Raw genomic sequence first — 13053 nt, 5'->3', positions numbered from 1 at the left:
TGCACTGCACATCGCTTGACCTTGGGATGTGCGTATATGAATAATGCATTCACTGGTGAATAAACGCCAGCGTCGTCAGGTTGGGAAAAGGCAGTTGCAACAGGTCGCGGGCGCGGCGGCATTTCGCTCGATGGCGACAAGAGCGCAGGATTAAACGCGGAGACGATCTGTGAACGGCAACGCACCCCATACCGACGCACGCCTGATTCTGCTCGCGCCCGAGGACAACTGCCTGATCGCGGCAGCACGTCTGGCAGCGGGCGAAACGGTAGAGATAGAAGGCGAGCGTGTGACGCTCGCCAGGACGATCGAACTCGGTCACAAGGTGGCGCGCCGCGCGCTCGCACAAGACGAGAAGGTGCTGCGCTATGGCGCGCGCATCGGCCACGTAAGCGAGCCGGTGGCGCGCGGCGAGCATCTGCACACGCACAACCTGGAAAGCGATTACTTGCCGACCTACACGCACGACGCGGGGCACGAATTCGTGCCGCACAAGTAACGCCACCATGATGCGGCACGCGCCGCGAGCAGGATTCATGTTATGAGCGATAGCAACGTCACCCCTTCACGAGCCGCCGCGCCCATGCTCCAAGGCTGGCTGCGCAACGACGGACGCAAGGGCATACGCAACGTGGTTGCGGTGGCCTATCTCGTGGAATGCGCGCACCACGTGGCGCAAGAAATCGTCGCGCAGTTCCGCGAGCCCCTTGGCGCGTTCGACGATCCGCCCGCGCTGCAGCAGCCAGAAGCGCAGCCGGTGCATCTGATCGGTTTTCCGGGCTGTTTCCCCAACAGCTACGCCGAGAAGATGATGAAGCAGCTCACCACGCATCCGAACGTGGGCGCGGTGCTGTTCGTTTCGCTCGGCTGCGAGAGCATGAACAAGCACTATCTCGTGGAGCAGGTGCGCGCGAGCGGCCGTCCGGTAGAAGTCCTGACGATCCAGGAAAAGGGCGGCACTCGCAGCACGATTCAGTACGGTCTCGACTGGGTGCGCGAAGCGCGTGCGCAACTCGCCGCGCAACAGAAAGTGCCGATGCGCCTCGATGAACTCGTGGTCGGCACGATTTGCGGCGGCTCGGACGGCACGAGCGGGATCACCGCCAACCCGGCTGTGGGCCGCGCCTTCGATCAGCTGATCGCAGCGGGTTCGGCCTGCATTTTCGAGGAAACCGGCGAGCTGGTGGGCTGCGAATTCCACATGAAAAGCCGCGCCGCAAGACCCGAACTGGGCGAGGCGATCGTCGCGTGCGTGGCCAAGGCGGCGCGCTATTACTCGATTCTGGGCCACGGTTCGTTCGCCGTCGGCAACGCGGACGGCGGCCTCACCACGCAGGAAGAGAAGTCGCTCGGCGCGTATGCAAAAAGCGGCGCCTCGCCGATCGTCGGCATCGTGAAGCCGGGCGACGTGCCGCCCACGGGCGGTCTCTATCTGCTCGACGTGGTGCCCGATGGCGAGCCGCGCTTCGGCTTTCCGAATATCAGCGACAATGCGGAAATCGCGGAGCTGATCGCGTGCGGCGCGCACCTGATCCTGTTTACGACAGGGCGCGGGTCGGTGGTGGGCTCTGCGCTTGCGCCGGTCATCAAGGTGTGCGCGAACCCGCTGACCTACCGCAACCTCGCCGGCGACATGGACGTGGACGCGGGCCGCATTCTCGAAGGGCGCGCGACGCTCGACGAAGTGGGGCGCGAAGTGTTCGACCGCACGCTGGCCGTAGCGGGCGGCGAGCGTTCGAAGTCGGAAACGCTCGGGCACCAGGAGTTTATCCTCACGTACAAGCGCTTCGAGCCCGTCGGCCCCGCATGCCTGCCCGCCAGTGCGCGCGTGCCGATCGTCGAAGCCGCGAACTGAAACGCGCAGTCGGATGATTTCGTTGTGGAAACAACCATCTCCAGGAGGAGACGAGCCATGGCGCAAGAACAGCATCCCAGGGTGGCGCACAGGCGCCGTATCGGCCGCACGGCGCTCGAAGTCAGCGCATTGGGTCTAGGCACCGCGCCGCTCGGCGGCCTGTATCGCGACCTGTCCGAAGAAGAGGCGCAAGCCACCGTCGACGCCGCGTGGGAAGCCGGCATCCGCTTTTTCGATACCGCGCCGCACTACGGCCACACCAAGGCCGAGCACCGGCTGGGCGCGGCGCTGCGGCGCTATCCGCGCAACGAGTACGTGATTTCCACGAAAGTGGGCCGCCATTTCGTGCCGCGCACGCACGAGTACGACGGCAGCGAGGGCTGGCAAAACCCACTGCCCTTCGAAGCGATTTTCGACTACACGCGCGACGGCATTCTGCGTTCGTTCGAGGACAGCCAGCAGCGGCTCGGCTTAGTCGATATCGATATCCTGCTCGTGCACGATATCGGCCGCTACACGCACGGCGAGCGCAACGAGCACTACTGGCGGCAACTGCGCGACAGCGGCTTCAAGGCGCTCGACGAATTGCGCAAGGCGGGCGCGATCAAGGCGATCGGCTTCGGCGTGAACGAGCGCGAAGTGATACGCGAGGCGATGCAGGAATTCGACATCGACTGCGCTTTGCTGGCGGGCCGCTATACGCTGCTCGAACAGGCTCCGCTCGACGACCTGCTGCCCGAGTGCGAGAAGAAGGGCGTGAGCATTCTGCTGGGCGGCGCGTTCAACTCGGGCATTCTCGCGCACGGACTGCTCGGCGAACTCAAATTCAACTACGCCGACGCGCCGCAGGACGTGGTCGAACGCGTGGCGCGGCTCGATACGATCTGCCGGACCTACGACGCCCCGCTCGCGGCGGCGGCGCTGCAGTTTCCCTATGCGCACCCGGCCGTGGCGACGGTGCTCAACGGCGCACGCAGCCCGCAGGAGGTGCGCGAGAACGTCGCCTCGTTCGAGACGAATTTGCCCCGCGAGTTGTGGCTCGCGCTGCGCGACAAAGGTCTCCTCGATCCGCGCGCGCCGCTTCCGCAGGCTTGAGCCATGACTACCATCTCTACGATCGAACGGATCGACGCCCATCAGCACTATTGGGACCCGGCACGCGGCGACTACGGCTGGCTCACGCCTTCGATGACCGCGCTGTATCGCGCGTTCGGACCCGCCGATCTCGCGCCGCTGCGCGCGTCGTGCGGCGTGGCGCGCACGGTGGTCGTGCAGGCCGCGCCGACTATCGAGGAAACACGCTGGCTGCTCGATCTTGCACGCAACGAGCCGTCGATTGCGGGCGTGGTGGGCTGGGTCCCGCTGGACGATCCGCACGTCGCCACGCTGATCGCCGAACTCGCGCGCGAGCCCAAGCTGCGCGGCGTGCGCCCGATGCTGCAGGATCTGCCCGACGACGACTGGATCGCGAAAGCCGATACCGCGCGCGGCGTGCAAGCGCTCATCGCGCACGATCTCGCTTTCGACGCGCTCGTATTCACGCGCCACGCGGATGCGCTCGCGACGTTCCTCGCGCGGCATCCCGCGCTGCGCGTGGTGATCGATCACGGCGCGAAGCCGCCGATCGCGGCGGGCGGCGAGAGCGGCTTTGCGGCGTGGGCGCACGCCATCACGCGCTTCGCGCAGTTTGCGCACGTGCACTGCAAGCTGTCGGGGCTCGCGACCGAAGCCGCGCCCGGCTGGGACGACGCTACGCTGGCGCCGTGGGTCGCGCATCTGCTTGCCGAGTTCGGGCCGCAACGCCTCATGTGGGGCAGCGACTGGCCGGTGCTGAACCTCAATGGCGATTACGCACGCTGGTACGCGAGTGCGCAGCAGCTTACACAAGCACTTTCCGCAGACGAGCGCGCCGCCGTTTTCGGCGGCAACGCTGCGGCTTTCTATCGGCTTGAATCCGGGCTCGGGGACCATCCAGCCGGTTAGAAAAGGTCCGCCGAACGCCACGAGGCGCGCCTGCGTCGCCATAATGGCCGTTTGCGTCATCCCAACTTCTTCCCGCGATTTCTTCGCTCGATCGCGGCATGGGGGCCTGCTGCAATACGGGGTATCGCCGTGCCGCGCTTCCAACTGGAGTGGCAGATGGTACAAAGACTGGCCGGCAAAACGGCCCTGATTACCGCGGCGGGCCAGGGCATCGGCTACGCGGCCGCCGAACTGTTCGCGCGCGAAGGCGCACGCGTGATCGCCACCGATCTGCGCATCGACGCGCTGGCAGCGCTGCCGGTCGAGGCGCGCAAGCTCGACGTGCTCGACGGCGCGGCCATCACGGCGCTCGCGCAGGAACTGGGCGCGATCGACGTGCTGTTCAACTGCGCGGGTTTCGTGCACGCGGGCTCGATCCTGGAAGCGAGCGAAGAAGACTGGGACTTCGCGTTCGATCTGAACGCGAAGGCGATGTACCGGACCATCCGCGCCTTCCTGCCGGGCATGCTGGCGAAGGGCGGCGGGTCGATCATCAACATGTCGTCGGCGGCGTCGAGCGTGAAGGGCGTGCCCAACCGCTTCGTGTACGGCGCCTCGAAAGCCGCTGTGATAGGGTTGACGAAGGCTGTGGCCGCGGACTTCGTGACGCGCGGCGTCCGCTGCAATGCGATTTGCCCGGGCACGGTGTCGTCGCCGTCGCTGGAGGAGCGCATCGCCGCGCAGGCGGCGGCGCAGGGCACGAGCGTGGACGCGGCGCGCGCCGCGTTCGTCGCGCGCCAGCCGATGGGGCGCGTGGGCAAGCCCGAGGAAATCGCGGCGCTCGCGCTCTACCTCGCTTCCGACGAATCCGGATTCACGACCGGCCAGGCGCATGTGATCGACGGCGGATGGTCGAACTAGTTAGCCCGAACCATCGCCCCAGGCGATTCTGACCGACTGCAACGCACAGACACACGAGGAACACAGACGATGAAACTGCTTCGCTACGGCCCGAAGGGCCACGAGAAACCGGGCCTGCTCGACGCCGAAGGCCGCATTCGCGCGCTCTCGGGCAACGTGGCCGACATTGCGGGCGACGTGCTCTCGGACGCCGGCCTCGCGCAACTGCGCACGATCGACCCGGAAACGCTGCCGCTCGTCGAAGGCAATCCGCGTATCGGGCCCTGCGTGGGCCACATCGGCAAGATGGTCTGCATCGGTCTGAACTATGCCGATCACGCCGCCGAGTCGGGCATGCCGGTGCCGAGCGAGCCGGTCGTCTTCAACAAGTGGACGAGCGCCATCGTCGGCCCGAACGACGACATCGAGATCCCGCGCGGCTCGAAGAAGACCGACTGGGAAGTGGAACTGGGCGTGGTGATCGGCAAGCGCGCAAAGAACGTGAGCGAGGCCGATGCGCTCAACTACGTGGCGGGCTACTGCGTGATCAACGACGTGTCCGAGCGCGAATGGCAGATCGAGCGCGGCGGCCAGTGGGACAAGGGCAAGGGCTTCGACACCTTCGGCCCGACCGGCCCGTGGCTCGTCACGCGCGACGAAGTGGCCGATCCGCAGAACCTCTCCATGTGGCTCGAAGTCGACGGCCATCGCTACCAGAACGGCAGCACGCGCACGATGATCTTCACGGTCGCGAAGCTGGTTTCCTATCTCTCGGAGTGCATGAGCCTGCAGCCGGGCGACGTGATCTCCACCGGCACGCCGCCGGGCGTGGGCATGGGCGTGAAGCCGAATCCCGTGTTCCTGAAGGCGGGGCAGACGGTGCGCCTTGGCATCGAGGGCCTGGGCGAGCAGCAGCAGAAAACGCGCGCGGCAGAGTAAGCGCGCCTGACGCACGAAAAAGCGCGCGAGGGGAGGCGGGACAAACCCGCTTCACCTCGCGCGCTTTGTTTTGCGGCGCAGACTTTTCAGTTCGTCGGACTTTTGTCTTCCGGCCCGCTGCCTTCCGCGAGCCGGTTCACCGTCCCCTGCGCCAGCGCCACGAGCTTTTCGTCGCCGTTTTCCATCACGTACACGCTGCACTGGCAGGTGGCCTGGTGGCGCCCCGCGTGCACTACCCGGGCGCGCGCCATCAGCGTGCCCTTGAGCGCCGGGCGCAGATAGTTGATCTTGTATTCCCCCGTCACCACCCGCGGCCCAAGGGCCAGCGCGCCGGCAAAGGTCAGCGCGTTGTCGGCGAGATAGCTGATCACGCCGCCATGCACGTAGCCGTGCTGCTGCTTGAGGTCGTCGCGTACCGGCAGGCGCAGGGTCAGCTCGTCCGCTCCCACGTGTGTCAGTTCCGTTCCGAGCAGCACGCTGAACGGTTGGGCATGCAAAGCGCCGCGTGCGCGGTCCACAAGATCTGTCATCGTCGCATTCCCTGGGTCTATCCCCGAGTGGTTTCCTAACCACTCTAGGAAGCCTTAGCGTCGAGTCAAGGTGAATCGAATCGAGCTGCCAACTTACATTAGTTGCGTATACGAAAAGGGCTCAATTACGTATACGAACGACTCCCCTGTCAGCAAGCATTTGATTGCAAAATGTATACGGAACTAGCCCATTTGGCGCCATTTTCCCATCTTGGTCGTCAATTCTCTGCAAACACGGCGTGATTTTCGCTGGTCGTCAGGCCGTCAGCCCGTCAGCTCAAGCGCTGCCATCCTCCTTGCGAGGAACATGAAGCCCTGCGCCCCAACGCGCTAAGGTGTTGAAAGAGTGGAGACAAAAATGGGACCAGCCGACTTCGGCGCATTCGAGCACGAAGGTTGGGAACGTGTCGCGCAGGCCTATCACACGTATTTCGGCGATTTGACTGCCCAGTCGAACCGCGCGATGCTCGAGACGCTTGGCGTGGGGCGTGGCACGCGCTTTCTCGACGTCGCATGCGGGCCTGGCTACCTCGCTGCCGCAGCCAGGCGCCGTGGTGCGGACGTCGCCGGCGTGGATTTCTCGGTCGCGATGGTCGACAGACGTATCGGCGCGATGCCGGGGAACTTCGAATTCCTATGTGCTGTGTCTTGGCTTCCGCACTCAAGGCTTAGGTGCAAGATTGTTTGCGGGAGGTCCGAGCGACAGCCCATCATCGTCCATCGAGGACGGGGCGCCTTACCGACACTGAGCATACTAGCGGCATGCAACTGCGAGACCGTCGAGTGGGCGAGTGTCATGCCCTCCCATTGACGCGCATAGTGGCTGCCCGCGCTCCATCGCGGACTGCTGACAGCGGCCCGGATAGCGTTGACGAAGATTCGGAAGACTTGCTCGTAGAGCGGCCAGACGCCAGCTCGCCGGCATGCCCGGCACGGGAACCCTGTCGCTCCGCTGTCGCGCTTGTGCGCCGCGGCGGGCGGCAGACCGTTTGCGCAGACAATTCAAGAGTTTCAGTATCCTCTGCTTCCATTGTGCAATGGCCTCGATTCTCCTGGTTGATGACGACCCGAACATCCTTCGTCCGCTTCGGATACTCCTCGAGGAGGGCTATCGTGTGCTCACGGCGCTGAACGGCCTCGCGGCCATGCCTGTCACGGCAGCCGGACGCCCGGACGTCATCGTCACCGACTGGATGATGCCGGCGGTCGATGGCGTTGCCTTCTGCCGGTGGCTGAAGGCCGACCCTGCGACGGCAACCATTCCCGTTGTGATGCTGTCGGCTGCGCTACCGCCCTGTCCGACAGGCAACCTATGGGACGTCCTCCAGATGAAGCACACGCCGATAGGGCGCCTGCTTCATGTCATCGGCCGGCTACTGGACGCGCACGGCACCGCGACCTGACGCCGACGCGCCCGCGATGGGCTAAGGTCCCGGTTACGCGCGGTGCCGGGCTCGTGCAGCTCAGCGCGCAGGGCGAAGTCATGCGCGTGACGACCGCCCCTCGTGCAGAGCCCGACGGGGTCGTGCTGCGCAAGGGTACCGTCATCAAGCTGGCGCCTGACCCGGCGCAGCAGTCCACGAGCCTGTTGCGCCTAGGCGCGAGCGTCGCCGCTATACGCCGCGAAACGTTCTCTTGAGCGCCGCAAGCGCTTGTCTGCACGGGCACACGCTACCCGTGCGAGTCCACCCACGCGCGAGCCTAAGCCAGTCCCGCCACCTGCGCGTCGTCTGGCGTGCCGAAGATGCCAAGTATGACGGAAGCCTCGACCGGTCTGTGCTCCCGAGTAATCGGGCCGCTTGCGGCATAACGCACCGGGGCAAGGAGTTCTGTTGCGCGATGGCGTGCCCCCATAGCACGTAACCTTTGTACTCTTCCTGCTCCATGTGCAAACGGCCTCGCCCGACGTGGTAACCCAACGCCGATTGTATGAGAACCTTCAGCACCGGCTGTCACGCTGCGCAGCTCGGCATACCATCCGCCTCCAATCCACGTCGTCGCGCGTTCGCAGGACTTCAAACACGCGTGCAAACGATTGTCTGCGTATTCGAGCAAGCTAGATGTCTACCGACGCCTCGTCAACTCTATCTGCCACGCATGTGCAATTGCGACCTTGTCGTTTGGCGGCATAGAGAGCCCGGTCCGCTGCAGCCACCAGGAGCGTCGGGTCGTGACCATCGCTCGTGTGGAGGACGGCGACACCGAGGCTGATGGTAACAATCCCGGAATTGCTCCCCCGGTGCGGAAGACGGAGGCTTTCTACCGCCTGTCGGATTCGCTCGGCTACGACTAGTGCGCCATCCCGGTCGGTGTCGCGCAATATCAACGCAAATTCTTCGCCGCCATATCGCGCTACGGTGTCAGTAAAGCGCGCGGCCGACGATGCAATTGTTCCGGCAACGATGCGCAGGCATTCATCGCCGCGTTGATGGCCGTAGAAGTCGTTATAGCTCTTGTACGCGTCAACGTCCGTCATGATGACGGCCAGATATCCCCGCTTGTCGGCACGCGACTCCTGTTGCCAGTGATGCGCCAGCTCGCGGTCGAAATGGCGCCGATTGAACAGTCCAGTCAGTCCATCCCGGAAGGCGAGGCCGCGTAACTCGGCTCTTTCTTCAGCGGCACGTTTCTCCAATAGCGTTCGTTCAGTGATGTCTCTGACCGTAGCGGTCAGAGAATCGGGCTTTCCCGAGAACGGTTCGATTACGCAGCGCAGGTGGGCCTCCATCCATAGAACGCTACCGTTCATGTGTCGGAGGCGACTGGTTTCAGAAGCTTCGACCTCACCCGAGGCTACTTTCGCTATGGCCGCTGCGAGCGCATCGCGGTCATCGGCTAACGCCAGGTCGGTCAGGTGTGTGCCGGTGAGGTGCTCGGGCGAGTGCCCCAACAATGAGGTGATACGCGGGGACACGTAGGTCAGCCTGCCGTCCAACCCGAGACTCATGACGATATCAGTCGCGTTTTCGGCGAGCACCCGATATCGACGTTCGCCGTCACGCAGCATCATGAAGAGCCGGTTGCGCTGGGCCTGGGTGGCGGTGATGGGCAAAGCGATGCCCAATGCGGCGACGAGGAAAAGCTGCAGGCCGAAGATACGACCTTGCATCGTTTCATAGGGGAAGACCCATAGTGGGCCCGTTCCGCGCAGGGTGAAAGAGACGGCGATTGCGAGGCACAGAAGCAGGCCAACCATGACACCTGCGAGGTCTGCCTGAAATGCGAGCAGGACAATGGGCGGGAGCGCCCAATACAGGAGCGGAAAACGGCTTTGGCCGAACACGCCTACCGTGGCAATGCAAACCACCAGTAACAGGAACGCAGTCTTGCGGCGCTGGTCGGCGCGCAGCAAATGAGCCACGTCACCAGTCCAGAAAACAAGCGCGGCAGGCGTGAAGATGGCGAGACTCAGGGCATCCGAAATAAACCAGTTGGCGAGGTCAGGCAGCAGCCGCCCACTTAGTCGTCCATGCAGTAGCGTCATCGCAAGGACGCCCGACACCGCAGGCGCAAGCAGTACGCCGCCCGCCACAAATCTCGTCAGCGGCCTCGCCCGAACCATCTCGGAAACGGTCGAGATGCGTGGTGCAAAGGCAAGGGCGATAAGTACCTCAACGATGTCGGCAGACGAATAGGACGCAGATACGCCGAAACTCTCGCCCACGAAAAGATTGGCAGCCAGATTGCCAAGCACACCACCGGCGAAAACCGAATACCGTCGCCGAGGCGGTGCAACCATCAGTTGTGACAGCAGCACCGCGTTGGTTAGCCATATTGGCGCGATTTCTCCCGCCATGGTTTTGAGCGCTCCGCTGGCGAGACAGGTGAGCGTTGTTACCATGAACGCTAGCAATAGGTGCCAGACGTCCGCAGGGTGGCTGGCAAGACTTGACGACCGCGAATCTGCTCGCAAATCGGGCGAGCGGCGAGCAGCCGAATTCCCCATCTTTATCTCTCTGTATTCTTGGTCTTCGCTTGCATCCCGGATGGATGCGCGGCGCCCATGTGCATGTTCGGAAGGCACGTTAAGCAAGACGCCTTGCTGCCTCACGAATCCATTTATCGGCCAGGAACGGCGAAACTTTACGGGGCACCATGCTGGACGGCTCTAGTTCTGTGGACCGTCTGCGGAAAATACCTGTTTGTGCCGCCAATGCAGGCACCCCCGCAAGCGGACCGCGAGGAGAAGGCCACGGAAGTCCGTTCTGCTCAATCCGAACTCTTCCAAAACTGATTGCGAAAGTGTCTTGAACAATAGTCAGAGTTTATTACGTCGCGCGTGCAACCGATGTAGTTGCGTGAACAACTATTAGGGATTTAATTCTAAAACTTGCACTCGACGACGTTGAGAAACATTTGCGTCCTGGTTCCCCCCGTATGAACGCAGTCTTCGCCGCTGCGCTGGTTCGCTGGGCCGTTTGTGTTCCTCGGTTTGGTGCCCGCGCAAGCATATCCCGCCCGGGGTGCGCGTCTTCGACACGATGAACGCTCGGTCGGAGAGCGTTTCTCACCTTGCTCAGGACACGAGCTTCATTTAAATGGCTTGCCGCCGTCAATTACACAAACTTACACTATTTGGACAAAACGGCCGGGCTCACGCCTGCAGTTGCACAGCTTGCGGTTAAAGTCTGCTGCCACGAGTCTAGGTGCCCACAAGCTCGTCGACCGCGTGAACTGCATGCGCTCTTCGCGTCACGCACCTATTTTGGTCTTGCATATACTGGGGCGCGAAGCATGGCACGAAACTATTGCTGCGGTGCCGACCATAAACCCGGTCATGATGACTCGGATGGCTGTGCCAGGACAGCGAGCCAGCAAACCGCGCCCCAAAGATGCTCGGTAGCCCATCAGAGTCGATAGACGCGCTCTGCATTGTCGTGGAACAGTGCACGACGCTCGGATTCAGAGAAGTCCTTCGTAATTGCCTTGAAGGCATCAAAGACCGCATCGTAACTGCTGAACAACTTGTCGACAGGAAAGTTACTCGAGAACATGCATCGCTCGACGCCGAATGCATCGATTGCATCGAGAACAAACGGCCGAATGCTGTCGACTGTCCACTTCCAGTCCGCCATCCCGAGCCCCGAAATCTTGCACGAAACGTTTGGCGCGGATGCCAGCATCCTCATCCCTTTTCTCCAGCCTTCGACTTCGGCGGGCATACGGTCCACCGGCATGCCAGTATGGTTGAGAATGACAGGAGTATCGGGATAAGCCTGGGCCAGCGCTGTCGCTTCTTCCATCTGCGTGCAGTACAGTTGCAAATCGAAGGACAGGTTGTAGCGTCGCAAGAGGGAGTAGCCCGCTCGCCATTGCGGGTCGCTCATGAGGTGCGGACTGTCAATGAACGTCTTGACTGGGTCACGATGGAAGTTAAGACACTGTCGGATTCCGCGCACGTTCGGATATTCGAGATGTGCCTCCATGACCTCCTGGACCTTCGGTGACGACAAGTCTGCAAAGGCGACGATTCCGTGCGGATAACCGTGCTTGTCTGCCACGCCCTGGAGCCACCGCGTTTCCGCCACCGGGTCATTATGGTCATATTCGACCTGCAGGTGGACCGTCTTGACGACATTCTGGTTCTTGATGTCGGCCAGAAAGTTTCCAATCAGATAGTCCTCACGAATCGCCGAGTAATCACCGAAAACGCGCTCAAGCATGGGCCCCTGAAGCCACGGATAGTCGCCGTTCTTCAGGTCATAAAGATGATGATGCGGGTCAATGATGGGAAGGTTGTCCACAATGTCTCCGAATACGTTTGAATCAAGGCACGTGGCCGCCCGTTCGTCCACAGGCGGCCGTCGCACGAGCAAATGCGCTTAGTAGCTGCCGGCCGACGGCGGATACACGCGCTTCACAGTAGCCTGGGTGGCGGGCTGGTCAATCGTTTCCTTGGTAACGAGCGGCTCTTTAAGCGCCAGCTCCTGAGTCGTTGGCTTCTTGTTCAAAGCGTTGTTCACCTGAGTGGTGGCGTCGATACCCTGGCCAACGGCTTCCTGCAGGAAAATTCCCTGGACGGCACCATCACGCAACAGCTTGATGGTGGTCGGGCTTCCATCCGCCGTCACAACGGCAACCTTACCTGTGAGTCCCCGCGTTTGAAGCGCTTTGGCTGCGCCCGTCGCCGCTTCATCGTACATCCCGTAGATGGCCTTAACGTCGGGGTGGGCGGTCAGAATGTCGTTCGCCTGCGAAACAGCCTCGTTGACGGTCAGACCGTGGGTCTCAAGGACCTGAACCAGGTCGCAACCGTCCGCAGCAAACGATTCCTTTGCGCCCTTCATATATTTTTGCGCGTTCTCGCGGTCTTGCGGAAGCGACAGCATCGCAATTTTGTTACCGCCGCGCTCCTTCGCCAGCTTGCAGACATACGAGCCCTGTGCCTTGCCGGTTTCATAATTATTGGCGGTGACCGCCGACGTATAGTCGGTCTGTCCAGCCTGTGGACCGATGCCAGCAAACGCGATGGGGACAGACTTTTCCTTTAGCAGCCTCAATACCGGAGGCGTGCTCGTCGAACTGACGGGCCCCATGACAATAGCGGAGACGCCTCGCGTCAGCGCCGTCTTTACGTTGTCCATCTGCTTGGCAGGAGAATTCTCGGAGGTGAATTCCACGTAGTTCATGCCCAGTTCTTTCGCGCGCTCTTTCACTCCGTACGCGACCCATTGCCAGTACGAAATGTCCAAGGACGGTGCGATGTACGCAACCGTCTGTTTGGCCTGCGGGAGCGCCGACTGTGATGCCATCGCGACGCAAGCCAGCGCGCTACAGACAGCCATCGTGGTCAACGGCTTCCCAAGGTGGTGAAATTTGGCGAGTCGAAAGACGTTCATCATTGTCTCCTTGCTGAGTGTTGTGCCG

Annotated in this window: 11 protein-coding genes and 2 pseudogenes; 8 read left to right on the top strand and 5 right to left on the bottom strand. The window is 62.5% G+C overall.

What is annotated here, in order from left to right; all coding sequences use genetic code 11:
- Window positions 1-169 precede the first annotated feature (169 nt).
- The 6 genes from AB3X99_RS07040 (at window position 170) to AB3X99_RS07015 (ending at window position 5656) form a co-directional block, all read left to right on the top strand.
- On the top strand, window positions 170-499 hold the full coding sequence (locus AB3X99_RS07040; RefSeq protein ID WP_069261443.1) for a UxaA family hydrolase: 330 nt from the start codon (window positions 170-172) through the stop codon (window positions 497-499).
- Window positions 500-541: 42 nt separating this feature from the next.
- Window positions 542-1855: a UxaA family hydrolase gene (locus AB3X99_RS07035; RefSeq protein ID WP_368616506.1), complete on the top strand. Its 1314-nt coding sequence runs from the start codon at window positions 542-544 to the stop codon at window positions 1853-1855.
- 57 nt (window positions 1856-1912) lie between these two features.
- A complete protein-coding gene (locus AB3X99_RS07030; RefSeq protein WP_368616505.1) occupies window positions 1913-2950 on the top strand; it encodes an aldo/keto reductase in 1038 nt (345 codons plus the stop codon).
- Window positions 2951-2953: 3 nt separating this feature from the next.
- On the top strand, window positions 2954-3838 hold the full coding sequence (locus AB3X99_RS07025; RefSeq protein ID WP_368616504.1) for an amidohydrolase: 885 nt from the start codon (window positions 2954-2956) through the stop codon (window positions 3836-3838).
- Window positions 3839-3994: 156 nt separating this feature from the next.
- Window positions 3995-4738: an SDR family oxidoreductase gene (locus AB3X99_RS07020; RefSeq protein WP_069261439.1), complete on the top strand. Its 744-nt coding sequence runs from the start codon at window positions 3995-3997 to the stop codon at window positions 4736-4738.
- A gap of 69 nt (window positions 4739-4807) precedes the next feature.
- Window positions 4808-5656 carry an ureidoglycolate lyase gene (locus AB3X99_RS07015; RefSeq protein ID WP_368616503.1) on the top strand — a complete coding sequence of 283 codons (849 nt, stop codon included), beginning with the start codon at window positions 4808-4810 and terminating at the stop codon, window positions 5654-5656.
- 86 nt (window positions 5657-5742) lie between these two features.
- Here the strand turns inward: AB3X99_RS07015 and AB3X99_RS07010 are convergent, their stop codons facing one another.
- Window positions 5743-6186 carry a PaaI family thioesterase gene (locus AB3X99_RS07010; RefSeq protein ID WP_069261437.1) on the bottom strand — a complete coding sequence of 148 codons (444 nt, stop codon included), beginning with the start codon at window positions 6184-6186 and terminating at the stop codon, window positions 5743-5745.
- 358 nt (window positions 6187-6544) lie between these two features.
- Between AB3X99_RS07010 and AB3X99_RS07005 the strand changes: the two are divergent.
- Together AB3X99_RS07005 and AB3X99_RS07000 are read left to right on the top strand one after the other, a co-directional pair.
- Window positions 6545-6787: pseudogene (locus tag AB3X99_RS07005) on the top strand (class I SAM-dependent methyltransferase); the annotation flags it as partial.
- A gap of 436 nt (window positions 6788-7223) precedes the next feature.
- Window positions 7224-7589: a PleD family two-component system response regulator gene (locus AB3X99_RS07000; RefSeq protein ID WP_368616502.1), complete on the top strand. Its 366-nt coding sequence runs from the start codon at window positions 7224-7226 to the stop codon at window positions 7587-7589.
- Window positions 7590-7887: 298 nt separating this feature from the next.
- Here AB3X99_RS07000 and AB3X99_RS06995 read toward each other — a convergent pair.
- From AB3X99_RS06995 to AB3X99_RS06980, 4 genes and pseudogenes are all read right to left on the bottom strand, one after another.
- Window positions 7888-8072, bottom strand: a pseudogene (locus AB3X99_RS06995) (hypothetical protein).
- Between the two features lie 170 nt (window positions 8073-8242).
- A complete protein-coding gene (locus AB3X99_RS06990; protein ID WP_368616501.1) occupies window positions 8243-10027 on the bottom strand; it encodes a diguanylate cyclase in 1785 nt (594 codons plus the stop codon).
- Between the two features lie 1006 nt (window positions 10028-11033).
- On the bottom strand, window positions 11034-11930 hold the full coding sequence (locus tag AB3X99_RS06985) for an amidohydrolase (RefSeq protein WP_368616500.1): 897 nt from the start codon (window positions 11928-11930) through the stop codon (window positions 11034-11036).
- A gap of 78 nt (window positions 11931-12008) precedes the next feature.
- Window positions 12009-13028, bottom strand: a complete 1020-nt coding sequence (locus AB3X99_RS06980) for a substrate-binding domain-containing protein (RefSeq protein WP_368616499.1) — start codon at window positions 13026-13028, stop codon at window positions 12009-12011.
- Window positions 13029-13053 lie beyond the last annotated feature (25 nt).

It is taken from the genome of Paraburkholderia sp. BR10882 (assembly GCF_040948855.1).
Lineage (GTDB): Bacteria > Pseudomonadota > Gammaproteobacteria > Burkholderiales > Burkholderiaceae > Paraburkholderia > Paraburkholderia nodosa_A.
The sequence above is the reverse complement of the archived record's forward strand: the minus strand, read 5'-3'. Positions and strand labels throughout refer to the sequence as shown.